Raw genomic sequence first — 25,527 nt, forward strand, 5'->3', positions numbered from 1 at the left:
GTCGTCCTCACTGCGTCAGCACGACGCCGCTGGCCGGCGACCACGACACGAACACGTCGTCGTTCCACGACGGCGCACCGTCATGCAGCAGGTGCGAGCTCGACAGGTTCGACACGACCGTCTTGCCGCTCGGCAGCCGCACGTGATACAGCGAGTAGCTACCCATGTACGCGATGTCGGTCACGACGCCGCGTGCCCAGTTGTGATGCGAGCCGGGCTTGTCGCGCGACACGTGCACGCGCTCGGGCCGCACCGAGATGCCGACCGGCATTCCCAGCGGGCCGGTCACGCCGTGGCTCACATACATGCGCGCTTCAAGGTCGTCGCTTTCGACAAAGATGTGATCGGGCTCGTCCTCGACCACGCGCCCTTCGAACAGGTTCGTCGAGCCGATGAATTCGGCCGAGAAGCGGCTGTTCGGGTATTCGTACACTTCGCCGGGCGTGCCGATCTGCACGATCTTGCCTTCGCTCATCACCGCGAGGCGGCTTGCCATCGTCATCGCCTCTTCCTGGTCGTGCGTGACCATCACGCAGGTCACGTCGACCTTCTCGATGATGTTCACGAGTTCGAGCTGGGTCTTCTGGCGGATCTTCTTGTCGAGCGCGGACATCGGTTCGTCGAGCAGCAGCAGCTTCGGGCGCTTGACCAGCGAGCGGGCCAGCGCGACGCGCTGCTGCTGGCCGCCGGACAGCTGGTGCGGCTTGCGCTTCGCGTACTTGCTCATCTGCACGAGCGCGAGCGCATCGGCCACGCGTTCCTTGATCTCGTTCTTCGGCGTGCCTTCCTGCTTCAGCCCGAACGCGACGTTCGACTCGACCGACATGTGCGGGAACAGCGCGTACGACTGGAACATCATGTTCACCGGGCGGCGATACGGCGGCAGCGACGCGAGGTCTTCACCGTCGACGAGGATCTTGCCGGAGGTGGCCGTCTCCAGCCCGGCGAGCATGCGCAACAGCGTCGACTTGCCGCAGCCCGAGCTGCCGAGCAGCGCGAACAGCTCGTTCTTCGCGATCGTCAGGCTCACGTTGTCGACGGCGGTGCTGTCGCCGAACTTCTTCACGACGTTTTCGATGCGCACGAACGCGTCGTTCTTCGAGCGGGCCGCGGCGGCCGGTTGGGTGTGGCGTACGGCAGCGGAAGAGGGTATCGATTGCATGGGAGTCACCATTCGTTCTTCACGGATTGCTGGCGCGAGCGTCCCCGCGCGAGGCGCGCAATGCGACTCGCGGACAACGGCTCGTGCCGGATGGAACAGGGCGCGCGGTGCGCGCGGGCAGACGGAGAGTCCGCGGATCCCGGGCGGGCAGGCGTTCAGCCGATGCCTGCGCCGCCGTGACGGGACGCGGTCAGTGGCCCGTCTTCAACTGCGCCCAGAGACGGTTCTCGAGGCGCAGGATGTCGGACGGCATCGGCTTCATCAGCACCATCTTCTTGAGCACGTCTTCCGGCGGATAGACGGTCGGGTCCTGCGCGACGGCCGGCGTGACGAACGGGTGCGCGGCCTTGTTCGCGGTCGGGTAGAACACCGTGTTGGTGATCGCCGCGTTGACCTTCGGGTCGGACACGTAGTTGATCCACTTCATCGCGGCCTCGGGGTGCGGTGCATCCTTCGGGATCACCATCACGTCGAACCACAGCAGGCCGCCTTCCTTCGGGTTCGCGAACTTGATGTCGTACGAGCGCTTCGCCTCCGCCGAGCGGCGGTGCGCGATGCCGATGTCGCCCGACCAGCCGAGCGCGACGCACACGTCGTTGTTCGCGAGGTCGTTGATGTAGCCGGACGAGTTGAACTGCGTGATGTACGGGCGGACTTTCTTCAGGACTTCGAAGGCCGCCTGGTAGTCGCCGGGGTTGGTGCTGTTCGGGTTCTTGCCCATGTATTGCAGCGTGGCCGCGAACACGTCGACGGCCTGGTCGAGGAACGACACGCCGCAGCTCTTGAGCTTCTCCATGTTGGCCGGGTCGAACACCAGCGCCCAGCTGTCGACCGGCGCCTTGTCGCCGAGCGCCTTCTTCACCGCCTGTGCGTTGTAGCCGATGCCGTCCGTGCCGTACGCCCAGGGCACGCCGTACTGGTTGCCCGGGTCGGCATCGGCGATCATCTTCATCAGCAGCGGGTCGAGGTTCGCGAGGTTCGGCAGCTTCGACTTGTCGAGCTTCTGGTACACGCCGGCCTGAATTTGCTTGGCCATGTAGTTCGACGTCGGCACGACGATGTCGTAGCCCGAGCTGCCCGCCAGCAGCTTCGCCTGCAGCGTGTCGTCGCTGTCGTAGTTGTCGTACTTCACGTGGATGCCCGTCTGTTTCTGGAAGTTCGGGACCGTGTCGGGGGCGATGTAGTCGGACCAGTTGTAGATGTTCAGCTCATCGGCATGCGCCGACGGGCTGGCGACCGACGTGAACGCGGCCGCGGCGGCAAGGGCGGCAACGGAACAGGCTTGGCGAAGAAAGCTGGAACGCATGGTGGAATTCCCCTGGATGATGGTGGCGTGCGGCGCCCGCCGCACGCCCGTAGGCAAGGTCGTTACGAAAGGCCCAGTTGCTGGGCGGTCGCATCGACGGCCTTCTTCGCCTTCGATACGAGTTCATCGATTTCCTGACGCGAGATCACGAGCGGCGGCGACAGCAGCATCCGGTCGCCGGTCGCGCGCATGATCAGGTTGCCGTTGAAGCAGAAGTCACGGCAGATCGTGCCGACGTCGCCGCCGTTCGCGAAGCGCCGACGTTCGGCCGGCGCTTCGGCGAGCTGCAGGCTCGCGACGAGGCCGTGGCCGTGCACCTCGCCGACGATCGGGTGACGCGCGAAGGTCTCGCGCATCAGCGCCTGGAAGTACGGGCCCGTGTCGTTCTTCACGCGCTCGACGATCCCTTCGTCGCGCAGTAGCTTCAGGTTCGCGACCGCGACGGCCGCCGCCACCGGGTGACCCGAGTAGGTGAGGCCGTGATTGAATTCGCCGTTGTCGATGATCGGGCGCGCGATGCGCTCGTGAATGCCCACCGCACCCATCGGCACGTAACCCGACGTCAGGCCCTTGGCCATCGTGATCAGGTCCGGCTCGAAGCCGAAGTGCTGGTGCGCGAACCATTCGCCGGTACGGCCGAAGCCGCCGATCACTTCATCGGCGACGAGCAGGATGTCGTACTTGCGGCAGATCCGCTGGATTTCCGGCCAGTACGTCGACGGCGGGAAGATCACGCCGCCCGCGCCCTGGAACGGCTCGCCGATGAACGCCGCGACGTTCTCCGCGCCGAGTTCGAGGATCTTCGCCTCCAACTGCTGCGCGCGTGCGAGGCCGAACGCTTCGGGCGTCTCGCCGGCTTGCGCTTCGCCGAAGAAATACGGCTGGTCGATGTGCACGATGTGCTCGACCTTCGACGGCATCTGCTCGTGCATGTAGCCCATCCCGCCGAGCGTGCCGCCCGCGATCGTCGAGCCGTGGTAACCGTTCCTGCGCGAGATCACGAACTTCTTCTGCGGCTGGCCCTGCACGCGCCAGTACTGGTGCACGACGCGCAGCACGGTGTCGTTGCCTTCCGAGCCGCTGTTGCAATAGAAGAAGTGGTTGAAGCCCACGGGCGTGACTTCGGCGAGCAGCGCCGACAGTTCGATGATCGGCGGGTGCGTGGTCTTGAAGAACGTGTTGTAGAACGGCAGCTCCTGCAGCTGGCGATACGCGGCGTCGGCGAGCTCCTTGCGGCCGTAGCCGACGTTCACGCACCAGAGGCCGGCCATCCCGTCGATCACCTTGTTGCCGTCGGAGTCCCACAGATAGACGCCGTCGGCCTTCACGATCACGCGGCTGCCCGCGCGATTGAGCGCGCCCATGTCCGAGAACGGGTGAATGTGGTGTGCGGCGTCGAGCGCGCGGTATTCGGCGGTCGAGCGGGCCTGCGTCGTGCGCGGTGCTGCGGCGGGTGCGGCCGGTGCGGCCGGCTGGATCCACGCTGATTCGTTGCGGTACGTCATGTTTCCTCCGTATTCGTTGGTACGTTCGTGCGCGCGCTTACACGTGCAGCAGCAGATGACGGCGTTCCCACGAGCTGATCACGCGGAAGAACGCTTCATATTCGGTTTCCTTCAGCGCGAAATAGGCCTTCAGGAACTTGTGGCCGAGAATCTCGCCGAGCGGCTCGCACGCGGCCATCAGCGTGAGCCCTTCCTCGAGATTGCGCGGCAGCTGGTACGGCAGGTCGTAACCGTCGCTGACGAGCGGCTCGGTCGGCTCGAGCCGCTGCGTCATGCCGAGATAGCCGGCCGCGAGCGTCGCCGCGAGCGCGAGGTACGGGTTGCAGTCGACGCCCGGGATCCGGTTCTCGATGCGGCGCGCGGCCGGGCCCGAGTGCGGGATGCGGAAGCCGACCGTGCGGTTGTCGTAGCCCCACTGCACGTTGATCGGTGCGGCCATGAAGCGCGACAGCCGGCGATACGAGTTGATGTACGGCGCGAAGATCGGCATCAGCGCCGGCGTGTACTTCTGCAGCCCGGCGAGATAGTTGTAGAACAGCGACGTCGCACCGCCCGTCTCCGGCGACGTGAACAGGTTGCGGCCCGTTTCCTCGTCGACGATGCTCTGGTGCACGTGCATCGCGGAGCCCGGCTCGCCTTCCATCGGCTTGGCCATGAACGTCGCGTACATGTTGTGGCGCAACGCCGCCTCGCGCACCGTGCGCTTGAACAGGAACACCTGGTCGGCCAGCGACAGCGCGTCGCCGTGCATGAAGTTGATCTCCATCTGCGCGGCGCCGACTTCGTGGATCAGCGTGTCGATGTCGAGACCCTGCGTTTCGCAGTACTCGTAGATATCCTCGAACAGCGGATCGAACTCGTTGACGGCCTCGATCGAATACGACTGGCGGCCCGTTTCGGGGCGGCCCGTGCGGCCGACCGGCGGGCGCAGCGGCAGGTCGGGATCCTTGTTCATGTCGACCAGGTAGAACTCGAGTTCGGGCGCGACCACCGGCTTCCAGCCCTTCGCCTTGTACAGCGCGAGCACGCGGCGCAGCACGTAGCGCGGCGAGATCTCGACCGGCGAGCCGTCGAAGTGCACGCAATCGTGGATCACCTGCGCGGTCGGATCGACGGCCCACGGGATCAGGCGGATCGTCGACGTGTCGGGCACGCACACCATGTCGGGGTCGGTCACGCCGGTCAGCGAGCCGTCTTCCGGATACTCGCCGGTGACGGTCTGCACCATCACGGCCTGCGGCAGGCGCATCGATTCGCCGGACGTGAACTTGTTGCGCGGCGTGATCTTGCCGCGTGCGATGCCGGCCATGTCGGGGATGATCGCCTCGACTTCGGTGATCCGGTGCTGTCTCAGAAAGTCTTCCATGTCTTGCATGTCCGTTCTCGTTGTGTGGGTCGGCGCGCTCAGGCGAGCGCGGCAGCGGCCGTGGTATGCGTGCGTGCGGCGCGGCGGGCGCGGCAGGCGTCGCCGAACGCGCGAAAGATCGCGCTCGACAGCGGGTCCTGCGCATGCCGCCATTCCGGATGCCATTGCACGGCGAGTGCGAAAGCCGGTGCGTCGACGACGCTCACGGCCTCGATCAGGCCGTCCGGTGCGACGGCTTCGACGGCGAGGCCGGAACCGAGCTGCGCGATGCCCTGCTTGTGCAGCGAGTTCACGTGCACTTCGTCGCGTCCGCCGGCGAGCGCATGCAGCTTGCCGCCGGGCGTCAGGTGCACGACGTGCGCGGGCCCGTATTGCGATTCCATCGGCGCGGTGTCGTCCTCGCGGTGATCCGCGAGGCCCGGCACGTCATGCACGTGCTGATGCAGCGTGCCGCCACAGACGACGTTCAGCTCCTGGAAGCCGCGGCATACGGCGAGCACCGGCACGCCCGCCGTGATCGCCGCGCGCAGCAGCGGCAGCGTCGTCGCATCGCGAGCAGGGTCGTGCTTCGTGCCCGGGGTGCTCGGCTCGCCGCCGTACCGATGCGGCTCGACGTTCGAATAGCTGCCCGTAAACAGCAGGCCGTCGACCGTGTCGAGCACGTCGTCGATCGACTGCCGATCGCCTAGCGCGGGCAGCACCATCGCGAACGCATGCGCGCCGTCGACGATCGCCGCGACGTACTTGTCGCCGACCGTGTGCGACGCGTGTGCGCCGAGCTGCGTGAAGTCGGCGGTGATGCCGACGAGGGGTTTCCTTTCCATGACGTCAATCAGTTGTCCATAAGGCTTGCACGTGCGTTGCGCCGAAGATGGCAAAACGCGGGCGCGACAAAGCCCCGCAGCCTGGCGCAGAGCGCGAAGGCCGCTGATGAATGGGCACGACGGGGTCGCGTGGCGGCCCGCGCTGTGCGCGACGGTCAGGCCGTCGTTCGTTTCGTTGCGAGGCGTGACGCGGCAATCGATGCGCGAACGCGTTCCGTCACCGCGCGACAGAGGCGGCAGACGAACAGGCAGCTGAAACGAACGACGAGAAAAGGGGGAGAGGCGCTATGGCAGCAGCGACGCGACTTCGTCGGTATCGACGGCCACGAATGCACGTGCGGATACGGCGTTGTGACGCCGAACGGAACGACGGGACAGGATGGTGTAGATCGACAGGTGCAGCAGGCGAGGACTATGCCAGCCGCAACTGCCATCGGAAGCGGGAGCAGCGCTGCGCAAACTTCGCACATCGCCTCGATCCCACCTCACCAGAGGGCCACGGACTCTCACGATTACACTCGACTGGTTTGTTGAAAGTATTGAACACCTGATCGTTTCGGCGCGCGGGGCGTTTAAAATAATCGAGGTGTCGGGCCTGCGTCATTTGCATCGGTCGGCATCGTTTTTTACGTTGCGATAACGTGTTTCGGTGCCGATGAATGGTCAATGACGCTGACCTGAGAGCCAGCATATACGAGTCAAAAACGGCGTCAAATGTTTTTTGACGGTCCCGTGTCAGGGCTTTCCCGAGGCACTCCGAACAAAATATTCGTAAATGGAATGCGGTGTCGGGTGTTCATTATTTCGAACGCCTTTCAGGGTTTTCCCCGCTGATGCGCGGCATAAAGTGATTAGAATATTCAACGGCTGACCCACGCGTCGCTTCACCTTTTCACCGCACTACTATCGTGTCCGAAACCGAATCGATGTCTACCGAAGTCGCCGAGCGCCTGCGTTTCGTGCGCAACAAGCATGGCCTGTCGCAGCGCGAACTCGCGAAGCGGGCCGGCGTGACCAACGGCACGATCTCGCTGATCGAACAGGGCCGCGTGAGCCCGTCGGTCGGTTCGCTGAAGAAGCTGCTCGAATGCATCCCGATGAGTCTCGCGGAGTTCTTCACGTTCGAGCTGGTCGAGTCGCGCTCGGTCGTGTCGCGCCGTGACGAGATGCCGAACCTCGGCAACGAAACGCTTGCGTTTCACCTCGTCGGCGCCGGCGTGAAGGATCGCAACATGTGCATCATGCGCGAGATCTACCAGCCGCTTGCCGATACGGGGCCCGAGATGCTCGTGCATGCGGGCCACGAGGGCGGCGTGGTCGTGTCGGGCCGGCTGGAGCTCACCGTCGACAGCGCCACCTGGTTGCTCGACCCCGGGGACGGCTACTACTTCGAAAGCCGTTTGCCGCACCGTTTTCGCAATCCCAGCGCGGAACAGCTCTGCGAGGTCGTGTCGGCCAATTCGCCGGCCACCTTCTGACCGCGTATCACCGCATTCGCCGCCGGCAGTGTTGCCATTGCGCGGCGCGCTGCTGCGCGAATGCCACGACAATTGAGGCATCCTGATGAACAAGTTGACTTTGGCTGACTGGCAGGACAAGGCGGCGTCGCTCGAGATCGAAGGGCGCGCATTCATCGACGGCGCGTCGCGCGACGCGCACGGCGGCAAGACGTTCGACTGCGTGAGCCCGATCGACGGCCGCGTGCTCGCGAAGGTGGCCGACTGCGGCGAAGCCGACGTGAACGCCGCGGTGGCGGCCGCGCGCCGCGCGTTCGACGCCGGCGTGTGGGCCGGGCTGAACCCGCGCGCGCGCAAGGCCGTGCTGCTGCGCTGGGCCGCGCTGATGCGCGAGCATCTCGACGAACTGTCGCTGCTCGAGACGCTCGACGCGGGCAAGCCGATCGGCGATACGACGACGGTCGACGTGCCGGGCGCCGCGTATTGCGTCGAGTGGTTCGCCGAAGCGATCGACAAGGTCGGCGGCGAAGTCGCGCCGGCCGACCATCATCTCGTCGGTCTCGTCACGCGCGAGCCGGTCGGCGTGGTGGCCGCCGTCGTGCCGTGGAACTTCCCGATCCTGATGGCCGCATGGAAGTTCGGCCCGGCGCTCGCGGCCGGCAACAGCGTCGTGCTGAAACCGTCGGAGAAGTCGCCGCTCACCGCGATCCGCGTCGCGCAGCTCGCGTTCGAAGCCGGCATCCCGGCCGGCGTGTTCAACGTCGTGCCGGGCGCGGGCGAACCGGGCAAGCTGCTCGCGCTGCATCGCGACGTCGACTGCATCGCGTTCACCGGCTCCACCGCGGTCGGCAAGCTGATCATGCAGTACGCCGCGCAGTCGAACCTCAAGCGTGCATGGCTCGAACTCGGCGGCAAGTCGCCGAACATCGTGCTGCCGGATTGTCCGGATCTCGACCGCGCCGCGCAGGCCGCGGCCGGCGCGATCTTCTACAACATGGGCGAGATGTGCACGGCCGGCTCGCGCCTGCTCGTGCATCGCGACATCAAGGATGCGTTCATCGAGAAGCTGGTCGCGGCCGCGCGTGCGTACGTGCCGGGCAACCCACTCGATCCGGCGGTATCGATGGGCGCGATCGTCGACGGCGTCCAGCTCGAGCGCGTGCTCGGCTACATCGACGCAGGGCGCAAGGAAGGCACGCTCGTCACGGGCGGCGCACGCGTGAACGAGGCATCGGGCGGCTTCTACGTGGAGCCGACGGTGTTCGAGGTGAGGCCCGATGCGAGGATCGCGCGTGAGGAGATCTTCGGTCCCGTGCTGTCGGTGATCGTGTTCGACGATGTCGACGAGGCGGTCAGGATCGCTAACGATACCGAGTACGGGCTCGCGGCGGCCGTGTGGACGTCGGACCTGACGACCGCGCACGACGTATCGCGCCGTCTGCGCGCGGGCACGGTGTGGGTGAACTGCTACGACGAGGGCGGCGACATGAACTTCCCGTTCGGCGGCTACAAGCAGTCGGGCAATGGCCGCGACAAGTCGCTGCACGCGCTCGAGAAGTACACCGAACTGAAGTCGACGTTGATCCGGCTGCGCTGACGTGGCCGGTGTGCGGGCGCGGTGCCGATCGGCACTGCGCCCGCGTGCGATGCACCCGCGTCAGGCCGAGCGCAGTGCCGGGTGGAAGCCCGCGGCCTCGATGATCGACTGCACGCGCGCGGCGCCCTGCGCCGATTCGACCTTCACGAGCTTCGCGGCCACGTCGATGTCGAGCTTCGCGGCAGGGTCCGCCGCCGTCACGGCGCGCGTGATCGCATTGGCGCAGCCGCCGCAGGTCATGTCCTGGACTTCGAATTCCATCGTGTTCTCCTGAGTTGACGATTGACGAATACATTCAGCATGAAGCTTGCCATGGTGGGAAGGTCAAGCGCGTTCATGACGTGCGGTCACGCAACAGCTATTTGTAAACATGAAGTCTGACGAATGGGCGGCTTGGCTGGGCGCGTCATCCCGAACTTCTCCCGATTGACGACAGCGCATTGTGGGCGAAATCCGGCGAAGCCTTGCGCGGCAAGGCGCATGCGAAATCGACACCGCACGATCTCCATGATTCGAGTAAGGGTACTCCGAGTTGAAAATGCGAATCGATCTTAGTATCGATTCCCCTCGATATTTCTTTTCATTACCACCATGACTCGTTTCGCCATCGGCTTCGCACTGGCCCTCCTGGGCGCATCGGCAACGTCCGCCTTCGCGGCCGACGATGTCGTCAACCTGACGCTCAAGGACCACAAGTTCTCGCCCGACGGCGTGACGATCCCGGCCGGCAAGAAGGTGAAGTTCATCGTCAAGAACCTCGACGCGACGCCCGCGGAATTCGAAAGCGACGATTTCAAGGCCGAGAAGGTCGTGCCGGCCGGCAAGTCGGTCGAGATCCTCGTCGGGCCGCTGAAGGCCGGCACCTACGAGTTCCACGACGAGTATCACGAAGCGCAGTCGAAGACGCACCTGACCGTCAAGTAAAGCGGATACCACCATGCTGTCGACCGCCCTGATCGTCTTTCGTGAAGTGCTCGAGGCCGCGCTGGTGGTCTCGATCGTGATGGCCGCCACGAAGGGCGTGCCGCAGCGCGGCTGGTGGGTCGGCGGCGGGCTCGTCGGCGGCGTGATCGGCGCGGGCCTGATCGCCGCGTTCGCCGACGTGATCTCGCAATGGGCGTCCGGCATGGGGCAGGAAGTCTTCAACGCGGGCGTGATGTTCGTCGCGACGCTGATGCTGGCGTGGCACTGCATCTGGATGAGCAGCCACGGCCGCGAGATGGCGCTGCACATGGGCGAAGTCGGGCGGGCCGTCGCGGCCGGCAGCCGGCCGCTGACGGGGCTGGCGATCGTGGTCGGCGTCGCGGTGTTGCGCGAAGGCTCCGAGGCCGTGCTGTTCCTGTACGGCATCGCGGCGGGCGATCCGGGACAGACGCCGCAGATGATCGTCGGCGGGCTGCTCGGCGTGCTCGGCGGAGCCGGGCTCGGCTACGCGATGTATGCGGGGCTGCTGCAGATTCCGCTGAAGCGCCTGTTCTCCGTCACCAACGCGCTGATCGTGCTGCTCGCGGCCGGGATGGCGAGCCAGTGCGCGGGCTTCCTGCTCGCGGCGGGCCTCGTGCCGTCGTGGGGCGATACGGTGTGGGACACGTCGTGGCTGCTCAAGGAATCGAGCATCGTCGGCAAGGCGCTGCATACGCTGGTCGGTTATACCGCGCGTCCGGCGGGGATCCAGATCGTCGCGTACGTCGTCACGCTGGTCGCGATCGTCGTGCTCACGCGGCTCGTCGGCCGCCCGCGTACGGCCATGAGGCCGCCGCGTCCGGTCGCCTGAGCCGGCGGCAGGTCTGAATGCAACAAGGGGCGTCGTGGACGCCCCTTGTTCTTTGCGTTGACGGTTCGCGCGCAGTTCGCGCGTGGCCCGTTCAGCGATGCCCGTCGATCCACGCGCGGGCCCATTCGAGCCCCGCTTCGCGCGCTTCGTCCTCGGTATCGAACACGCCGAGCACACCCGACGCTTCGACGAGCCGATTGTTCTGCGTGATCGTGCCGCTCGCCGCGAAGCGTTCGGGCTGCAGGATCTCGTCCTGCTGCAGGATGGCGTGGCCCCAGATCTGGTAGCCGTGATAGCTCTGCGCTTCCATTATCGCGTCACCTTCGCGGAACGGGCGTTCGTGCCGACGCGCAGCACGTTGCCGTCCGGCGTGTATTGCCGCGGGATGTGGGAGAAATTGAGCGCGTGCGGCGTGTCGGGCGCTGCCGGCTGCATCACCGTGAGCCGGCCCGGCGCGGGCTGCGCGACCGGGCGCGGTGCGACCGGCGCTTCGACCGTCGCGGCGGGCGGACGATGCGGGGCGGCCTTCACGGCTTGCGCGACGCGGCGATTGTGCGGCTTGACCGCGGCCTTCGGCTGCACGCTCGCATGTTTTTCGACGGCCTTGCCGCCGGCGTGGGCGGTCGGCGTACGGGCATCCGGCGTGCGTGCTGCCGGATGCCGCGCCTCCGGCGGGTTCCAGACTTCGACGTAGTGCTCGGCCGCCCAGCCCGTCGACGCGAAAGTCAGCGCCAGCAATCCGCATCCAAACAGTCTTACCATGGTCTCTCCGTCATCTTGCTTGCGGCTCGCGTCGCGGTATCCGGTGCGGGATCGGCCGCCCGTGCGCATTCGGGGAAGGCGGTTCAGGAGAACACCTCGAGCCCGTGCTTCTCGACGATCTGCAGCATACGCGCGGCGATGCCGCTCGGACGCTTGTCGCCCTGTTCCCACTGGCGGATCGTCGATGTGGTCGTGTTCAGATAGAGCGCGAACACGCTCTGGCTGACGTTGACCGACTTGCGGATACGGGCGATCGCCTCCGGATCGAACTGCGGTGCAGCTTCGATGCAGAGCGCGTCGTATTCGCGCATCGTCTTCTTGTCGATCAATTGCGCGCGATAAAGGCCCGACGCGGCGCTGTGGACCGCCTCCGTCGCGTCGCTCTTGAATCGACTCTTAGCCATTGCAAATCTCCACCCACTCGTTCAGTGCGACCAGCGTCGCGATGTCGACGTCGGTGTGTCGACCGACATCCGCGGCGAGCTTCCGGAAGGCGCGCAGCTCGCGTGCATCGATGTTGTCGCGATCACGTTTCGCGAACAGGAACACGAACACCCACGTATGCCCGACCTTGCCCAGCACGATGCCTCGCTGGCGATTGTCGTCCAGGCGCTTCTTCCAGACGTTGCCGCCGAGGTCGATGCCCTGGCCCCGCGCCAGTTCCCGAACCGCCCGGCACAGTTCGCGATCGCCGATTCCCGCTTTTCCTGCTGCCTTGTGAAACCACTTCGTCTTGAACACGCGTCGTACGGAAGCAGACATGTCGAGCCAGTCGAGTTAGCACAGGATTATATACCACTACGTGGTACATATTTCGACCTGGCCGAACGGCCTGCTTCGTATCCGCTTCCTGCCGATACGCGTCCGGACGGCCGACGACGGCCCGTCCGGGGGACCTGCATTACTCCACCGTCACCGACTTCGCGAGGTTGCGCGGCTTGTCCACATCGGTGCCGCGCGCGCACGCGGTGTGATACGCGAGCAGCTGCAGCGGCACGACGTGCAGGATCGGCGACAGCTGCCCGTAGTGTTCCGGCATCCGGATCACGTGCAGGCCGTCGTCGTTGACGATCTGCGTGTCGGCATCCGCGAACACGTACAGCTCGCCGCCGCGCGCGCGCACTTCCTGCATGTTCGACTTCAGCTTCTCGAGCAGCGTGTCGTTCGGCGCGACCGTGACGACCGGCATCGCTTCCGTGACGAGCGCGAGCGGCCCGTGCTTCAGCTCGCCGGCCGGATAGGCCTCCGCGTGGATGTACGAGATTTCCTTCAGCTTCAGCGCGCCTTCGAGCGCGATCGGGTAGTGCAGCCCGCGGCCGAGGAACAGCGCGTTTTCCTTGCGTGCGAATTCCTCCGACCACGCGATGATCTGCGGCTCGAGCGCGAGCACGCTGTTCAGCGCGGCCGGCAGGTGGCGCAGCTGCTTCAGGAATTCCGCTTCCTGCGCGGCGTCGACGTGCCCGCGCAGCTTGCCGAGCGTCGCGGCCAGCACGAACAGCGCGACGAGCTGGGTCGTGAACGCCTTCGTCGACGCGACGCCGATCTCGGTGCCCGCGTGCGTCAGGAACTGCATCTCGGTGAGGCGCACCATCGCGCTTGTCGCGACGTTGCACACCGCGAGCGTATGCGTGTGGCCGAGCGACTGCGCGTGCTTGAGCGCGGCGAGCGTGTCGGCCGTCTCGCCCGATTGCGAGATCACCAGCACGAGCTGGCGCGGGTTCGGCACCGACTCGCGGTAGCGGTATTCGCTCGCGATCTCGACCTGGGTCGGGATCTTCGCGATCGATTCGAGCCAGTACTTCGCGGTGAGGCCCGAGTAGTAGCTCGTGCCGCATGCGAGGATCAGCAGGCTGTCAACGTTAGCGAACGCGGCGGGGGCCGCGTCGCCGAACAGCGTCGCGTCGAACGCGTCGGTTTGCGGCACCGTGTCGCCGATCGCGCGCGGCTGCTCGAAGATTTCCTTCTGCATGAAGTGGCGATACGGGCCCAGCTCGACCGCGCCGCCGTACGCGCTCACGACGCGGATCTCGCGCTGCGCGAGCGCGCCGTGGCGGTCGACGATCTTCACGCCGTCGAGCGACAATTCGCACACGTCGCCTTCCTCGAGGAACGTGAAGCGGTCGGTGCTGCCGGCCAGCGCCAGCGCGTCGGACGCGAGGAAGTTCTCGCCGTCGCCGTGGCCGACGACGAGCGGCGAACCCTGGCGCGCACCGACGACCGTGTGCGGCTCGTCCTTGTGGGTCACGGCGATCGCATACGCGCCGTGCAGTTGCTGCACGGCTTCGCGCACGGCGTCGAACAGATTGCCGCGATACAGGCTGTGCACGAGGTGCGCGATCACTTCGGTGTCGGTCTGCGACACGAATTCGTAGCCCTTCGCGCGCAGCGCGTCGCGCAGCGTCTCGAAGTTCTCGATGATGCCGTTGTGCACCAGCGCGAGCGCGTTCGACGAGAAGATCGGGTGCGCGTTGTGCGTGACGGGCGCGCCGTGCGTGGCCCAGCGCGTGTGCGCGACGCCGGTCGTGCCTTCGAGGTGCGATTCGTGGACCTGCGCGTCGAGATCGGCGACGCGCGCGACGCTGCGCGCGCGCTTCGGTGCGCCCGGCTCGAGCACGGCGACACCGCACGAATCGTAGCCACGGTATTCGAGGCGCCGCAATCCTTCGATCAGCACCGGAACGATATTACGCTGCGCAACTGCGCCGACAATGCCGCACATGAAACTTACCCTCTATGTGGAAACGGGCGCCGTGGAGCGCCCGCGTGATGTCAACTTTTCTTCTTGACCGGGCGGACGTAGCCGCTCTTCGCGGTCTGCGTCTTCTCGTTCAATGCGAGGACGCCCTCGGCGACGTCCTTCCAGATCGTCGTGCCGGCCGCGATCGTCACGCCGCGGCCGACGCGCACCGGCGCGACCAGTTGCGTGTCCGAGCCGACGAACACGTCGTCCTCGATCACGGTGCGGAACTTGTTCGCGCCGTCGTAGTTGCAGGTGATCGTGCCCGCGCCGATGTTCACGCGTGCGCCGATGTCGGCGTCGCCGATGTACGTCAGGTGGTTCGCCTTCGAGCCGTGGCCGATCACCGCGTTCTTCACCTCGACGAAGTTGCCGACGTGCGCTTCGTCCGCGAGCTGCGCGCCCGGGCGCAGCCGCGCGTACGGGCCGATCACGGTGTTCGCGCCGAGCTCGGCGCCGTCGATATGCGTGAAAGCGTCGATGCGCGTGCCGGCGCCGACCGACGCGTTGCGGATCACGCAGTTCGGGCCGATCGTCACGTTGTCGGCGAGCGTCACGTTGCCTTCGAACACGCAGTTCACGTCGATCGACACGTCGCGGCCGCAGCGCAGCGTGCCGCGCACGTCGAGCCGCGCCGGATCGGCGAGCGTGACGCCGTCGACGAGCAGCGCATCGGCGACGTTGCGCTGATGGATGCGCTCGAGTTCCGCGAGCTGCGCCTTGCTGTTCACGCCGAGCGTTTCCCATTCGTCGTCGGGCTGCGACGTGACCACGTCGAAGCCGGCCTCGATCGCGAGTTCGACGACGTCGGTCAGGTAGTACTCGCCCTGCGCGTTCTCGTTCTTCAGCGCGCCGAGCCACATCGCCAGCTGGCCCGTGGGCGTGATGATGATGCCGGTATTGATCTCGGCGATCTTCAGCTGTTCGGGCGACGCGTCCTTCTGCTCGACGATGCGCGTGACGAAGCCGGCCGCGTCGCGCACGATGCGGCCGTAGCCGGTGGGATCGTCGAGCGTGACGGTCAGAATCCCGTAGCTGCCGTCGCGCGCGGCGTCGACCAGCCGCCGCAGCGTCGACGCGCGGGTGAGCGGCACGTCGCCGTACAGCACCAGCGTCGGTTGCGCGGGATCGAGCAGCGGCAGCGCCTGGCGCACCGCATGGCCGGTGCCGAGCTGCTCGGCCTGCACCGCGAACTGGACGTCGGGCGCGGCGACGGCGGCCTGGACCTGCTCGGCGCCATGCCCGACGACGACGACGAGCCGCGACGGCTGCAGCGTGCGCGCGGTGGCGATGACGTGGGAGAGGAGCGGCCTGCCGGCCAGGGGATGAAGCACTTTCGGCAGCGCGGAACGCATGCGCTTGCCGGTGCCTGCCGCCAAAATCACGATATTCATGGCGCCAGCTGTCAGAGGAGTTCGAAGCCGACCATTTTAGCATGCGGCCCCTGGCGTTCCGGGCCTGTCGCGGCGGGGCGACAGCGCCGGAACAGGGCCGTGGGCCGCGGTTCCGGCGGGTGTTCGGGCCCTGCTTACAGGTCGTCGAACTGGACGATCGAGATCGGTCGGGCGCCGTCGCGCGTGGCGGCGGTGTCGTCACCCGACGCGCACGGCTCCTCGTCGAACGCGATGTCGCCCTGCGGGTCGGCCTGGCCGGTCGCGCGCAGCGACGCGAACGGGAACTGGGTCGTATCCATCAGGTGCGACGGCACGACGTTCGCGAGCGCGCTGAACATGTTGTCGACGCGGCCCGGGAAGCGCTTGTCCCAGTCGCGGATCAGCGCCTTCATCTCCGCGCGCTTCAGGTTCGGCTGGCTGCCGCACAGGTTGCACGGGATGATCGGGAATTCGCGCAGCTCCGCGAATTTCTCGAGATCGGTCTCCTTCACGTACGCGAGCGGGCGGATCACGACGTTCTTGCCGTCGTCCGACTGCAGCTTCGGCGGCATCCCCTTCAGCTTGCCGCCGTAGAACATGTTGAGCAGCAGGGTTTGCAGGATGTCGTCGCGGTGGTGGCCGAGCGCGATCTTGGTCGCGCCGAGCTCGCCGGCCACGCGGTACAGGATCCCGCGGCGCAGCCGCGAGCACAGCGAGCAGGTCGTCTTGCCCTCGGGCACGAGCCGCTTGACGATGCTGTAGGTGTCCTGGTTCTCGATGTGGAACGGCACGCCGATCTGCGTCAGGTATTCGGGCAGCACGTGCTCGGGGAAGCCCGGCTGCTTCTGGTCCAGGTTGACCGCGACGATGTCGAAGTCGATCGGCGCGCGCTCGCGCAGGCGCAGCAGCACGTCGAGCATCGCGTAGCTGTCCTTGCCGCCCGACAGGCACACCATCACCTTGTCGCCCTGCTCGATCATGTTGTAGTCGCCGATCGCCTGGCCGACCTGGCGCACGATCCGCTTGAACAGCTTGTTGTTCTCGTACGCTTCCTTTTGCTCGCGGCGCGTCAGCGCGCGGCGGCCGGTGTCGGCGATGTCGGCGACGGTGGCTTCGATGGCGGCGCCATCGGCCGCCGTGTCATGCGTGTGGGGGGCGTTCATGCGCGCTCCTCGTCCTTGATGCGAAAGACTTCGACGCCGACGGCGTCGCAGTCCGGATAGGCGTCCGGTTTCTCGGTACGGACACGTACCGCGCGCACGATGTCGTGCGCCAGCAGGTTCGCGGCGATCGCGTCGCACAGCGTTTCCTGCAGGTGGATGTGGCCGCGCGCGAGACACTGCGCGACGCTCTGTTTCATCAGATCGTAGTCGACGACTTCATGCAGCCGGTCGTCGACGGGGGTGGACAGCGCGAGCGGCACGAACAGGTCGATGTTGATGACGACGCGCTGCTCGCCGCGCTTCTCGTGTTCGAAGGCCCCGATCTTCATGTGCACCTCGTAGTCGCGCAGGTAGAGCCTGCGGCAGTCCGCGAGGCGGGGGTGCAGGAGAGCGGAAAACATGGTCGTCCCAGTCAAATTGGCGTGCGCGCACGCAAAGCGGCGCGGACGGCGGCCATCAGGCCGCGGTCCGCGCAATTCATTCATTCGGGCCGGCGGCGGGCGGCACCAGGTGCTCGCCGCCGTCGACGGTCAGCGTCGCGCCCGTGACGCCGGGCGCGGTCGCGAGATAGCAGGCCGCCGCCGCGATGTCGTCCGCGTGCGGCGCGTGGCCGCGCACGAGCGCCGCGACGCGCACCTTCGGCGCGAGGGCCAGCGCCAGCGCGGCGGTCGCGCGATTCAGCGCGGCCTGCATCAGCGCGTGCGACAGCCGGGCCGGCGCCGGGTGAAACAGGGCCTGGTCCAGCACGTGGATCACGCACGCGCGCAGCGTTTCATCGTCGCGCGCGGCGTCGGGCGTCGCATCGGCGAGCGCGCGGGCCAGCGCGAGCGGCGCTGTGACGTTGCGGGCAAGCGCGCCGGCGAGCGATGCGGCGTCTACCGTCTGCGCGTCGTCGGTGCCGGCGCACGCGCTCACGAACACCGCACACGTGGGCCGGCCGAGCGCCGCGCCGCAGGCGGCGACGAGCGCGCCCGCGTCGGCTTCCAGGGCCAGATCGGCGTCGAGCACGGCCGCGCGGCGGCCTCGGGCGGCGACTTCGGCGACGAGCGCGTCGCCGGCCGCGCGCGGCGCGCCGGCGCTGCGTTGCAGCGCGACGTCCCAGCCGCGCTGCGCGAAGGCGGTCGCGAGCGCACGACCGAGCGACGCGGCGTCGGCCGCGCTGTCCAGCGCGCCTGCGACGAGCGCGATGCGCGGGGTCGACGTATCGGCTGAAACGGTCATTTACAATGCCGGGATGAACCCGAAAGCTCACGAATCCGCTAGTTTACCTGCTCCCGGCCCTGACGCGCTCGCGCAGTCCGAAACGCTCGCCGCGCAACTGCGCGACGAGATCGCGGCGGCCGGCGGCTGGCTGCCGTTCGACCGCTTCATGGAGCGCGCGCTGTACGCGCCCGGCCTCGGCTATTACAGCGGCGGCGCGCGCAAGTTCGGACGCCGCGCCGACGACGGCAGCGACTTCGTGACGGCCCCCGAGCTGTCGCCGCTGTTCGCGCAGACGCTCGCGAATCCCGTCGCGGACGCGCTCGCGGCGAGCGGCACGCGTCGCGTGATGGAGTTCGGCGCGGGCACGGGCAAGCTCGCGGCCGGGCTGCTCGCGGCACTCGATGCGCTCGACGTCGAGCTCGACGAATACCTGATCGTCGATCTGTCGGGCGAGCTGCGCGAACGGCAGCGCGACACGATCGCGGCCGCCGCGCCGGCGCTTGCCGGCAAGGTGCGCTGGCTCGACGCGCTGCCCGAGCGTTTCGACGGCGTCGTGGTCGGCAACGAGGTGCTCGATGCGATGCCGGTGCGGCTGTTCGCGAAGTCGGGCGGCGCATGGCTCGAGCGCGGCGTCGCGCTGGATGCGCGGCACGCGTTCATGTTCGACGACCGGCCCGTCGGCGCTGCCGGCCTGCCCGCGGTGCTGGCGACGCTCGACGTCGACGACGGCTATGTGACCGAGACGCACGAAGCCGCGCTCGCGTTCACGCGCACCGTGTGCACGATGCTCGCGCGCGGCGCGGTGCTGCTGGTCGACTACGGCTTTCCGGCGCACGAGTACTACCATCCGCAGCGCGACCGCGGCACGCTCATGTGCCACTACCGCCACCACGCGCACGACGACGCCTTCCTTTACCCGGGGCTGCAGGACATCACCGCGCACGTCGAATTCACCGGCATCTACGACGCCGGCGTTGCCACCGGCGCCGACCTGCTCGGCTACACGTCGCAGGCGCGCTTCCTGTTGAACGCGGGCATCACCGACGCACTGGCCGCGATCGATCCGTCCGACATCCACCAGTTCCTGCCGGCCGCGAACGCGGTGCAGAAGCTGATTTCGGAAGCCGAGATGGGCGAGCTGTTCAAGGTGATCGCCTTCTCGCGCGGGATCGACGGCACGCTCGACGCATTCGCGCGCGGCGACCGCTCGCACGCGCTCTGACAGGAGCCCGGGATGCTGCGCTGGCTGATGGCGTCGTTCTTCGCGGTGATGATCCTGACGCGCTGCTGGCCGTGGCTCGGCAAGCTCGGCATCGGGCGGATGCCGGGCGACGTCACGCTGACGCTCGGCGGGCGGCGCTACCCGTTCCCGTTCATGTCGACGCTGGTGGTGACGATGCTGGTGTCGATGGTCGCGCGGCTGCTCTGAGCCGCGCCGCATGCGGCGGCGCGTCGCGGTCCGGCCGCGGCGCGCGCGTGATGGTCCTGCGCATTACAGTTCGCGCATCACAGTTCAATCTCGCCGAGAATCCGGTGCGCGAGCGCCTTCGCTTCGTCGAACGCCTCTTCCTCGCTCGGGCTCGTCGTGTGGACGTCGTAGCGCATGTTCTCCGTCTCGTCGCCGTCGTCCCGCGCGAGGATCACGTAGCCCTGGTATTGCCCGTTGGCGGTGTGCTGCGTATGCGCCTTGGCCGTGTAGATGCCTTTGGTGAACGTGTTCGTGTCCATCGTGCCTCTCCCGCAATAGGACACTTCATCGTAGCACTGCGGCGCAGCATGTACAGCGCCGCTAATCGGCGACCGATCAGCGCGCCGTCCCGTGCCACCCCATGCCGTCACCGTTCGAGCAGCGCGACGACCTCGTCGAGCGTCGGCGCGTGCGCGCCAGTATGCCGGCACGCGGCCGCGCCCGCCGCGAGCGCGAACGCGAGATGCTCACGCCACGGCCGCTGCGGCGCGGCCATCAGGCTGAACAGCAGGCCGCCGATCGACGCGTCGCCCGCGCCGACGGTGTCGACCACCTCGACGCGCGGCGGGCTGGCCTCCAGCACGTCGCCATCCGCGTAAAGGGTCGCCGCCTGCGCGCCGCGCGTGACGAGCACGGCCGCGCGCGGGTTCAGCGCGCGCACCGCGTCGACCGCGTCGGGGCCGTCGCCGCCGAACAGGTGGCGCAGGTCCTCGTCGGACACCTTGATCAGGTCGGCCAGGCCGGCCATCTTCTCCAGCGTCGGCCGGTACGCGGCCGTCATCAGGTTCCGGTAGTTCGGATCGAAGCTGATCTTCACGCCGCGCGCGTGCAGGTCGGCCGCGAGCGCGACGAGCGTGCTGGCGAGCGGTTCGCGCACCAGGCTGATGCAGCCGAAATGCGCCCATTGCACGTGTTCGGTCCAGCCGGCCGGCAGCCGCGCCGGGTCGAACGCGAGATCCGCGCTGGCATCGCCGATGAAGAAGTACGCGGGCGGCCGGGTCTCGTGAACGATCGCCAGCAGCGGCGCGCGCGGCACGCGCTGCAGGAAGCGCAGGTCGAGCCCGGCCGCGTCGCTGGTGCGCCACAGCACGTCGGAGAAGCAGTCCTCGCCGATCGCGCCCGCGAGCGCGCTCGGCACGCCGAGCCGCGCGACCGCGCGTGCGACGTTCCAGCCGGCGCCGCCCGGCACCGAGGTCCACTGCGCGTCGCCCGCGCGCACCATGTCGGTCAGGATGTCGCCCGCCGACACGAATGCCGGAAACGTGCCGCCGCTCATTGCGTCGGCTCGCTGCGCGCCGCGCGCGCGAGGATCGCGAGCACGTCGTAGCACGCGCCCATCGTGTGATAGTCGGTCTTGCCGGCCGGGCTCTTCTCGTCGCTGTACTTGCGGTTGTCGCAGGTGAGGATCCGGTACCACGCGCCGTAGCGGTGATCGACGAAATGCGCCCAGCTGTAGCGCCAGATTTCGTCGTACCAGTCCCAGAAGCGCTCGCTGCCGGTGCGCGCGCCGAGCATCGCGGCCGCCGCGAAGGTTTCCGCCTGCACCCAGAAATACTTGTTGTGGTCGCAGATCGTGAAGTCGGGGCCGAAGCCGTAGCAGAGGCCGCCGTGATCGGCATCCCATGCGTGCGTGAGCGCCGCGTCGAACAGCTCGGCCGCGCGCGGCACGAGCCAGTCGAGCGGGCGGTGCCGCTCCAGGATCAGCAGCAGCTTCGCCCATTCGGTCTGGTGCCCGGGCTGGAAGCCCCACGGACGGAAGATGTTCGAGCTGTCTTCCTTGTTGTAGTCCCAGTCGACTGACCAGTCCGCATGGTAGTGCTCCCACACGAGGCCGCCCGACAGCGCGGCCTGGCGCTGGGTGATATGGGTCGCGAGCTTCTCCGCGCGGTCGAGGTAGGTGACGTGGCCGGTCGCCTCGTAGGCCGCGAGCAGCGCCTCCGTCATGTGCATGTTCGCGTTCTGGCCGCGGTACGTCGACACGTTCCAGTTCGGCGTCGCGTCGTCCGCATAGAGGCCCGCGGCGGCATCCCAGAAGCGGTGCTCGGCGAGCTCGAAGGTCGACGCGATCAGCGCGCGCGCTTCGTCGATGCCGGCCATCGTCGCGTGCGCGGCGGCCAGCAGCACGAACGCGAGCCCGTAGCAGTGGCGCGTGGCGTCGAGCGTCTCGCGCTTCGCGCCGTCGCGCCAGTCGAGTTCCCAGTCGTAGCCTTGCAGTTCGTCGTCCCAGTGCGCGTCGCGCAGGAAGCGCAGCCCGTGGCGCGCGTACTCGAGATGGCGCGGATCGCCGAAATGCCGGTACGCCATCGCGTAGTTGAAGACGAACCGGCAACTGCTGACCAGATGCCGCGACGTGCGGTTGTAGACGCTGCCGTCGTCGCGGAAGTAGTGGTAGAAGCCGCCTGTCGGGTCGAATGCGTTCGCCGCGTAGAAACGCAGCGTGTCCTCGATGTGCGACAGCAGGAACGACGGATCGCGGAAGCTCGCGACGAACGGCGCCGCTTGCGCGTGGTTGGCCGGCGTGGCCGTACGGGATTGGACCGGGGGCATGTTCATGATTCGGTGACCGTGGCGGTATCGAGTGCCGGTGAGCCGGCGGGCTGGCTGCTGGCCCGCACGATCAGCTCGACGGGCAGGGAGATCTCGGTGCGCTCGGGCGCTTCGGCGAGCAGCAGTTCGACGCCGCGGCGGCCGAGCGCTTCCTTGTCGACGGCGAGCGTCGTGAGCGGCGGGTTCGCGTGCGCGGCGGCGGGGATGTCGTCGAAGCCGACGATCGCGATGTCTTCCGGAATCCGCACGCCGCGCGCGATGCACACGCGCTGCGCGGCCAGCGCGGCGGCGTCGTTGTATGCGAACACGGCGTCGGGGCGCGGGCCCGGCGCGTCGAGCAGCTGCTGCATCGCGCGCGTGGCGCCGGTGTCGGGGTCGAGCCCGGCGTCGATCGTCACTTCGTACGCGGGATCGAACAGCCGCCCGGCCTCGAAGAACGCGCGGCGATAGCCGATCGCGCGCTGCGCGATGCTGTAGTGCGCGGCGGAGCCGCCGATGAACGCGATCCGCGAGCGGCCGGTGGCGAGCAGGTGGCGCATCGCGAGCGCCGCGCCCGTCGAGTTGTCGATGTTCACCGAGCGCAGGCCGGGCGCCCACAGGTCGATCAGCACGAGCGGGCGGCCGGTCGCGGCGAGCGCCTCGATCGTCTCGGGCTCGATGAAGCCGGCCACCGCGATCGCGTCCGGCGCGTGCGGGCGCATCTGGCGCAGCACGTCGTCGTTCGGGCCGACCGTGAGCAGCGTCGGCACGATGCCGCGCTCGCGGCATGCGTCCTCGACGCCGTGCAGCACGTGCGAGAAGAACGGACTGGCGGGAAAGCGGTTGTGCTGGCGGTGCAGCAGGAAGGTGAGCCGGCGGATGCGCGGGCGCAACTGGGCCGGGTCGTAACCGAGCCGCTGCGCGATCTCGACGATGCGCGCGCGCGTGGCTTCGGACAGGCCCGGCTGGTTTTTCAGCGCGCGGGAGACGGTGCCGATCGAGACCTCTGCCGCCCGCGCTACGTCGCGAATGGTGGTGCCCATCGTTCGGGATCCGGTTTGTTTAGGGTGACGGCGATTGTATAGTAAAACTCGGCGCCAAATTCGGGCCGGATAACCGGGGAATACCCGGAAATAGCGGGTTTTTACCTGCTAATCTGCGAAAACGCCGTTACTAAAAATACTAAACAAAACGCGGAAAAGGCAAGGCGCGCCTCCCATTCAACCCGCCGCCGCGAGCGGCGGCTCGCCGCGCTCCCGCAGCGCCGCGCGCCCCGCATCGAGATCGACGACCGCGAGCCCGCCCGGCTGCTGTTTCGCCCGCCGCTTCGCGAGCGCCGCGACCGACGCGATCTCGTCGCTGCCGTAGCGCATCGCACCGTGCGCGCCTGCCGGCACGCCGACCGCGCCGATCGCCATCGTCACGAAGCCGAAGAACGCGGGGTTGCCATGGCGGTCCTCGCCGCGCAGCCCGCCCGCCAGCCGGTCGGCTTGCGTGTAGAAGCGCTGCGCGCCGTCGTTGAAGCGCGTGATCGCGTCGGTCGCCCGCGCGCGCCAGTCGTCGCGCTGGAACAGCACGAGGAAATCGTCGCCGCCGACGTGCCCGAGAAAATCCCGCTGCGGATCGCATACGCCGGCGAGCACCGTCGCCGCGAACTTCAGCACTTCGTCGCCTTGCCAGTAGCCGTACTGATCGTTGAACGGCTTGAACTGGTTCAGGTCGACGTAGCACGCATGGAAGCCGGCGTCGCGCTCCAGCAGGCGGTCGATATGCGCGCTGATCGGGATGTTGCCGGGCAGGAAAGTCAGCGGATTCGCGTAGCGCGCGGCCTCGATGCGCATCTCGGTCACCGCGCGCACGAGGCTCTCGCCAGTGCCGAGCCCGAGGTAGCGGCCGTGCTCGGTGATCACGAAGCCATCCGCGAGATAGCGCTGGTCGTGGCTCGCGAGCAGCATCGCGAGCTGCTCGACCGACGTCGCGTTGTCGATCATCAACGGCGCGTCGTTCGCGAACTGCAGGCACGGCTTCTTCCCGAACACCTCGCGGTGGTACGGCAGCGTGAAGCGGTCGATGAAGCCGCGCCGGTTCACGAGCGCGACCGGCCGCCCGCGTTCGACGAGCGCGACCGCGTGCAGGCCGGGCATCCGGTTGAACAGGTCGAGCACGTCGTTGCTGGTCGCATCGCGCGGCAGCGCTGGCGCGGGCACGAGCATCTTCGCCGCGATCGTGCCGGCCGGCCGCGCGGTGCGCGTCGCGCCGGGGAACACCGCGATGTGCGGGGTGCGGATCGCGTCGCGCGCGGCCGGCGCGACGACCGGCGACGGCCGCGCGTTCGGCCGGCCGAGCAGGAAGCCCTGCACGCAGCAGATGCCCATGTCGCGCACGACGATCAGGTCGCTCGCGTTCTCGATGCCTTCCGCGATCAGCTGCGCGCCGCTCGCGTGCGCGAAGTGCTGCATCGCCCTGACCGCCTCGAACTTGAGCGGGTCGCGCGCGATGTCGTGGATGAAGAAGCGATCGATCTTCACGACATCCGGGTGCAGGCGCAACCACAGGTTCATGCTCGCGTTCGCGGTGCCGTAGTCGTCGAGCGCGAACTGGATGCCGGCGTCGCGCAGCGACGCGACCGCCGGCTCGATGCGCGCGACGTCCGGCATCGCGGTCTGCTCGGTCAGCTCGATCACGATGCGCTCGGCGCCGACGCCCGCCCGGCCGAGCAGTTGCCGCACGCGTTCTCGTTCGCGCACGAGTTGCACGATCGTGCCCGCGCTGAAGTTGAGGAACAGCTTGCCGTCGCAGCCGAGCGCCGCGAACGCGTCGAGGCAGGCGAGCGCGGCCGCCTGCTCGAGCGCGATGGTCGTGCCGTCGCGGGCGGCCTGCGCGAACAGCGCGGCCGGCGGCTCGAGGTCGGTGCCGCTCGGGCCGCGGATCAGGCCTTCGTAGCCGACGACCGTGCCCGAGCCGAGATCGACGATCGGCTGGAACACGGCGGCGAGCGCACGCTCCGCGATCAGGCGCGTGGTGGGAGCAACGGACGAGTCAGGATGGGGCGCGGGCATGGAGGAGGGCGGCCGAGGCGACGGGACGCCCGACTTTAACGGCAGCGCGCGCGAAGAATTGAATGAAGATTTCGTGACGCGATGCACGTCGATGGTGCAGACGTCGCGTGGGGCTGAAAGGGAACGACGCGGGAGGCCGAGGCGGGAGCGCAAAGGCGCCTACCCCGGCGCGGCCGCGTAAGCGCTTGCCCGCGTGCAGCGTACCTGCGCGCGCGCCGTGCCCGCCGCAGCATCCTAGACCCGCC

General features: G+C 67.8%; 27 protein-coding genes. 6 read left to right on the forward strand and 21 right to left on the reverse strand.

Features of this window, described 5'->3' with window-relative positions:
* Positions 1-7: 7 nt before the first annotated feature.
* The 6 genes from ABIC50_RS29870 to ABIC50_RS29895 all read right to left on the reverse strand — a co-directional run bounded on the left by ABIC50_RS29870 (position 8) and on the right by ABIC50_RS29895 (position 6,631).
* Positions 8-1,162 carry an ABC transporter ATP-binding protein gene (locus tag ABIC50_RS29870; RefSeq protein ID WP_354168468.1) on the reverse strand — a complete coding sequence of 385 codons (1,155 nt, stop codon included), beginning with the start codon at positions 1,160-1,162 and terminating at the stop codon, positions 8-10.
* Positions 1,163-1,352: 190 nt separating this feature from the next.
* Positions 1,353-2,468 carry a polyamine ABC transporter substrate-binding protein gene (locus ABIC50_RS29875; protein WP_354168470.1) on the reverse strand — a complete coding sequence of 372 codons (1,116 nt, stop codon included), beginning with the start codon at positions 2,466-2,468 and terminating at the stop codon, positions 1,353-1,355.
* Positions 2,469-2,530: 62 nt separating this feature from the next.
* The gene (locus tag ABIC50_RS29880) at positions 2,531-3,973 is read right to left on the reverse strand and encodes an aspartate aminotransferase family protein (RefSeq protein WP_354168471.1); all 1,443 of its coding nucleotides are present in this window, start codon (positions 3,971-3,973) and stop codon (positions 2,531-2,533) included.
* A 37-nt stretch (positions 3,974-4,010) separates the two neighbouring features.
* Positions 4,011-5,348, reverse strand: a complete 1,338-nt coding sequence (locus ABIC50_RS29885; protein ID WP_012364877.1) for a glutamine synthetase family protein — start codon at positions 5,346-5,348, stop codon at positions 4,011-4,013.
* Positions 5,349-5,377: 29 nt separating this feature from the next.
* Positions 5,378-6,163, reverse strand: a complete 786-nt coding sequence (locus tag ABIC50_RS29890) for a gamma-glutamyl-gamma-aminobutyrate hydrolase family protein (protein ID WP_229060930.1) — start codon at positions 6,161-6,163, stop codon at positions 5,378-5,380.
* A 285-nt stretch (positions 6,164-6,448) separates the two neighbouring features.
* Positions 6,449-6,631 carry a hypothetical protein gene (locus tag ABIC50_RS29895; RefSeq protein ID WP_006402789.1) on the reverse strand — a complete coding sequence of 61 codons (183 nt, stop codon included), beginning with the start codon at positions 6,629-6,631 and terminating at the stop codon, positions 6,449-6,451.
* A gap of 458 nt (positions 6,632-7,089) precedes the next feature.
* Between ABIC50_RS29895 and ABIC50_RS29900 the strand changes: the two genes are divergently transcribed.
* Positions 7,090-7,641, forward strand: a complete 552-nt coding sequence (locus tag ABIC50_RS29900) for a cupin domain-containing protein (RefSeq protein WP_126228658.1) — start codon at positions 7,090-7,092, stop codon at positions 7,639-7,641.
* Between the two features lie 85 nt (positions 7,642-7,726).
* On the forward strand, positions 7,727-9,217 hold the full coding sequence (locus ABIC50_RS29905; protein WP_354168473.1) for an aldehyde dehydrogenase: 1,491 nt from the start codon (positions 7,727-7,729) through the stop codon (positions 9,215-9,217).
* A gap of 60 nt (positions 9,218-9,277) precedes the next feature.
* Here ABIC50_RS29905 and ABIC50_RS29910 read toward each other — a convergent pair whose 3' ends face one another.
* Complete coding sequence (locus ABIC50_RS29910) at positions 9,278-9,478, reverse strand: heavy-metal-associated domain-containing protein (protein ID WP_105834735.1); 201 nt, start codon at positions 9,476-9,478, stop codon at positions 9,278-9,280.
* A gap of 330 nt (positions 9,479-9,808) precedes the next feature.
* On the opposite strand from ABIC50_RS29910, the gene ABIC50_RS29915 reads away from it, so the two are divergent.
* Entirely contained in the window at positions 9,809-10,141 is a 333-nt protein-coding gene (locus ABIC50_RS29915; RefSeq protein ID WP_069621837.1) for a cupredoxin domain-containing protein, read from the forward strand.
* A gap of 13 nt (positions 10,142-10,154) precedes the next feature.
* Positions 10,155-10,991 (forward strand): FTR1 family iron permease, encoded by an 837-nt coding sequence (locus ABIC50_RS29920; RefSeq protein WP_105834736.1) that lies wholly within the window; start codon positions 10,155-10,157, stop codon positions 10,989-10,991.
* A gap of 91 nt (positions 10,992-11,082) precedes the next feature.
* On the opposite strand, the gene ABIC50_RS29925 is transcribed toward ABIC50_RS29920, so the two are convergent.
* The 9 genes from ABIC50_RS29925 to ABIC50_RS29965 form a co-directional block, all read right to left on the reverse strand.
* Positions 11,083-11,301 carry a DUF6566 family protein gene (locus ABIC50_RS29925; protein WP_006754617.1) on the reverse strand — a complete coding sequence of 73 codons (219 nt, stop codon included), beginning with the start codon at positions 11,299-11,301 and terminating at the stop codon, positions 11,083-11,085.
* A complete protein-coding gene (locus tag ABIC50_RS29930) occupies positions 11,301-11,753 on the reverse strand; it encodes a hypothetical protein (protein ID WP_342612746.1) in 453 nt (150 codons plus the stop codon). The genes ABIC50_RS29925 and ABIC50_RS29930 overlap by 1 nt, the downstream gene beginning before the upstream one ends.
* An 83-nt stretch (positions 11,754-11,836) precedes the next feature.
* The gene (locus tag ABIC50_RS29935) at positions 11,837-12,157 is read right to left on the reverse strand and encodes a helix-turn-helix domain-containing protein (protein ID WP_006760978.1); all 321 of its coding nucleotides are present in this window, start codon (positions 12,155-12,157) and stop codon (positions 11,837-11,839) included.
* Positions 12,150-12,515 carry a type II toxin-antitoxin system RelE/ParE family toxin gene (locus tag ABIC50_RS29940; protein ID WP_124496477.1) on the reverse strand — a complete coding sequence of 122 codons (366 nt, stop codon included), beginning with the start codon at positions 12,513-12,515 and terminating at the stop codon, positions 12,150-12,152. The genes ABIC50_RS29935 and ABIC50_RS29940 overlap by 8 nt, the downstream gene beginning before the upstream one ends.
* A gap of 139 nt (positions 12,516-12,654) precedes the next feature.
* Positions 12,655-14,472 carry a glutamine--fructose-6-phosphate transaminase (isomerizing) gene (glmS, locus tag ABIC50_RS29945; protein ID WP_175662571.1) on the reverse strand — a complete coding sequence of 606 codons (1,818 nt, stop codon included), beginning with the start codon at positions 14,470-14,472 and terminating at the stop codon, positions 12,655-12,657.
* Between the two features lie 50 nt (positions 14,473-14,522).
* Positions 14,523-15,884 (reverse strand): bifunctional UDP-N-acetylglucosamine diphosphorylase/glucosamine-1-phosphate N-acetyltransferase GlmU, encoded by a 1,362-nt coding sequence (gene glmU, locus ABIC50_RS29950; RefSeq protein WP_126228654.1) that lies wholly within the window; start codon positions 15,882-15,884, stop codon positions 14,523-14,525.
* 134 nt (positions 15,885-16,018) lie between these two features.
* On the reverse strand, positions 16,019-17,026 hold the full coding sequence (gene ttcA, locus ABIC50_RS29955; RefSeq protein ID WP_354168475.1) for a tRNA 2-thiocytidine(32) synthetase TtcA: 1,008 nt from the start codon (positions 17,024-17,026) through the stop codon (positions 16,019-16,021).
* The gene (locus ABIC50_RS29960) at positions 17,023-17,427 is read right to left on the reverse strand and encodes a dihydroneopterin aldolase (protein WP_011658110.1); all 405 of its coding nucleotides are present in this window, start codon (positions 17,425-17,427) and stop codon (positions 17,023-17,025) included. The genes ttcA and ABIC50_RS29960 overlap by 4 nt, the downstream gene beginning before the upstream one ends.
* Positions 17,428-17,503: 76 nt before the next feature.
* On the reverse strand, positions 17,504-18,247 hold the full coding sequence (locus ABIC50_RS29965; protein WP_105834741.1) for an SDR family oxidoreductase: 744 nt from the start codon (positions 18,245-18,247) through the stop codon (positions 17,504-17,506).
* Between the two features lie 13 nt (positions 18,248-18,260).
* On the opposite strand from ABIC50_RS29965, the gene ABIC50_RS29970 reads away from it, so the two are divergent.
* Together ABIC50_RS29970 and ABIC50_RS29975 are read left to right on the forward strand one after the other, a co-directional pair.
* The gene (locus ABIC50_RS29970) at positions 18,261-19,451 is read left to right on the forward strand and encodes a class I SAM-dependent methyltransferase (RefSeq protein ID WP_354168477.1); all 1,191 of its coding nucleotides are present in this window, start codon (positions 18,261-18,263) and stop codon (positions 19,449-19,451) included.
* 12 nt (positions 19,452-19,463) lie between these two features.
* Positions 19,464-19,658, forward strand: coding sequence for a DUF2905 domain-containing protein (locus tag ABIC50_RS29975; protein ID WP_006754113.1), 195 nt, complete (start codon positions 19,464-19,466; stop codon positions 19,656-19,658).
* A 77-nt stretch (positions 19,659-19,735) separates the two neighbouring features.
* Here ABIC50_RS29975 and ABIC50_RS29980 read toward each other — a convergent pair whose 3' ends face one another.
* The 5 genes from ABIC50_RS29980 to ABIC50_RS30000 form a co-directional block, all read right to left on the reverse strand.
* Positions 19,736-19,957, reverse strand: coding sequence for a hypothetical protein (locus ABIC50_RS29980; RefSeq protein WP_011658106.1), 222 nt, complete (start codon positions 19,955-19,957; stop codon positions 19,736-19,738).
* Between the two features lie 107 nt (positions 19,958-20,064).
* Entirely contained in the window at positions 20,065-20,973 is a 909-nt protein-coding gene (locus ABIC50_RS29985; RefSeq protein ID WP_126228649.1) for a carbohydrate kinase family protein, read from the reverse strand.
* The gene (locus ABIC50_RS29990) at positions 20,970-22,250 is read right to left on the reverse strand and encodes an AGE family epimerase/isomerase (RefSeq protein WP_354168478.1); all 1,281 of its coding nucleotides are present in this window, start codon (positions 22,248-22,250) and stop codon (positions 20,970-20,972) included. The genes ABIC50_RS29985 and ABIC50_RS29990 overlap by 4 nt, the downstream gene beginning before the upstream one ends.
* The gene (locus ABIC50_RS29995; RefSeq protein WP_354168480.1) at positions 22,247-23,266 is read right to left on the reverse strand and encodes a LacI family DNA-binding transcriptional regulator; all 1,020 of its coding nucleotides are present in this window, start codon (positions 23,264-23,266) and stop codon (positions 22,247-22,249) included. Before ABIC50_RS29995 ends, ABIC50_RS29990 begins: the two co-directional genes overlap by 4 nt.
* Before the next feature lie 177 nt (positions 23,267-23,443).
* Positions 23,444-25,282, reverse strand: coding sequence for an EAL domain-containing protein (locus tag ABIC50_RS30000; protein WP_354168481.1), 1,839 nt, complete (start codon positions 25,280-25,282; stop codon positions 23,444-23,446).
* Positions 25,283-25,527: the final 245 nt, after the last annotated feature.

This window comes from Burkholderia sp. 567 (assembly GCF_040545115.1).
Lineage (GTDB): Bacteria > Pseudomonadota > Gammaproteobacteria > Burkholderiales > Burkholderiaceae > Burkholderia > Burkholderia ambifaria.

Bases quoted from the DNA above. Each gene is read 5' to 3' on its own strand.
- ABIC50_RS29870 (WP_354168468.1), bottom strand. From the start codon at position 1,162: ATGCAATCGATACCCTCTTCCGCTGCCGTACGCCACACCCAACCGGCC.
- ABIC50_RS29875 (WP_354168470.1), bottom strand. From the start codon at position 2,468: ATGCGTTCCAGCTTTCTTCGCCAAGCCTGTTCCGTTGCCGCCCTTGCC.
- ABIC50_RS29880 (WP_354168471.1), bottom strand. From the start codon at position 3,973: ATGACGTACCGCAACGAATCAGCGTGGATCCAGCCGGCCGCACCGGCC.
- ABIC50_RS29885 (WP_012364877.1), bottom strand. From the start codon at position 5,348: ATGCAAGACATGGAAGACTTTCTGAGACAGCACCGGATCACCGAAGTC.
- ABIC50_RS29890 (WP_229060930.1), bottom strand. From the start codon at position 6,163: ATGGAAAGGAAACCCCTCGTCGGCATCACCGCCGACTTCACGCAGCTC.
- ABIC50_RS29900 (WP_126228658.1), top strand. From the start codon at position 7,090: ATGTCTACCGAAGTCGCCGAGCGCCTGCGTTTCGTGCGCAACAAGCAT.
- ABIC50_RS29905 (WP_354168473.1), top strand. From the start codon at position 7,727: ATGAACAAGTTGACTTTGGCTGACTGGCAGGACAAGGCGGCGTCGCTC.
- ABIC50_RS29910 (WP_105834735.1), bottom strand. From the start codon at position 9,478: ATGGAATTCGAAGTCCAGGACATGACCTGCGGCGGCTGCGCCAATGCG.
- ABIC50_RS29915 (WP_069621837.1), top strand. From the start codon at position 9,809: ATGACTCGTTTCGCCATCGGCTTCGCACTGGCCCTCCTGGGCGCATCG.
- ABIC50_RS29920 (WP_105834736.1), top strand. From the start codon at position 10,155: ATGCTGTCGACCGCCCTGATCGTCTTTCGTGAAGTGCTCGAGGCCGCG.
- ABIC50_RS29925 (WP_006754617.1), bottom strand. From the start codon at position 11,301: ATGGAAGCGCAGAGCTATCACGGCTACCAGATCTGGGGCCACGCCATC.
- ABIC50_RS29930 (WP_342612746.1), bottom strand. From the start codon at position 11,753: ATGGTAAGACTGTTTGGATGCGGATTGCTGGCGCTGACTTTCGCGTCG.
- ABIC50_RS29935 (WP_006760978.1), bottom strand. From the start codon at position 12,157: ATGGCTAAGAGTCGATTCAAGAGCGACGCGACGGAGGCGGTCCACAGC.
- ABIC50_RS29940 (WP_124496477.1), bottom strand. From the start codon at position 12,515: ATGTCTGCTTCCGTACGACGCGTGTTCAAGACGAAGTGGTTTCACAAG.
- glmS (WP_175662571.1), bottom strand. From the start codon at position 14,472: ATGTGCGGCATTGTCGGCGCAGTTGCGCAGCGTAATATCGTTCCGGTG.
- glmU (WP_126228654.1), bottom strand. From the start codon at position 15,884: ATGAATATCGTGATTTTGGCGGCAGGCACCGGCAAGCGCATGCGTTCC.
- ttcA (WP_354168475.1), bottom strand. From the start codon at position 17,026: ATGAACGCCCCCCACACGCATGACACGGCGGCCGATGGCGCCGCCATC.
- ABIC50_RS29960 (WP_011658110.1), bottom strand. From the start codon at position 17,427: ATGTTTTCCGCTCTCCTGCACCCCCGCCTCGCGGACTGCCGCAGGCTC.
- ABIC50_RS29965 (WP_105834741.1), bottom strand. From the start codon at position 18,247: ATGACCGTTTCAGCCGATACGTCGACCCCGCGCATCGCGCTCGTCGCA.
- ABIC50_RS29970 (WP_354168477.1), top strand. From the start codon at position 18,261: ATGAACCCGAAAGCTCACGAATCCGCTAGTTTACCTGCTCCCGGCCCT.
- ABIC50_RS29975 (WP_006754113.1), top strand. From the start codon at position 19,464: ATGCTGCGCTGGCTGATGGCGTCGTTCTTCGCGGTGATGATCCTGACG.
- ABIC50_RS29980 (WP_011658106.1), bottom strand. From the start codon at position 19,957: ATGGACACGAACACGTTCACCAAAGGCATCTACACGGCCAAGGCGCAT.
- ABIC50_RS29985 (WP_126228649.1), bottom strand. From the start codon at position 20,973: ATGAGCGGCGGCACGTTTCCGGCATTCGTGTCGGCGGGCGACATCCTG.
- ABIC50_RS29990 (WP_354168478.1), bottom strand. From the start codon at position 22,250: ATGAACATGCCCCCGGTCCAATCCCGTACGGCCACGCCGGCCAACCAC.
- ABIC50_RS29995 (WP_354168480.1), bottom strand. From the start codon at position 23,266: ATGGGCACCACCATTCGCGACGTAGCGCGGGCGGCAGAGGTCTCGATC.
- ABIC50_RS30000 (WP_354168481.1), bottom strand. From the start codon at position 25,282: ATGCCCGCGCCCCATCCTGACTCGTCCGTTGCTCCCACCACGCGCCTG.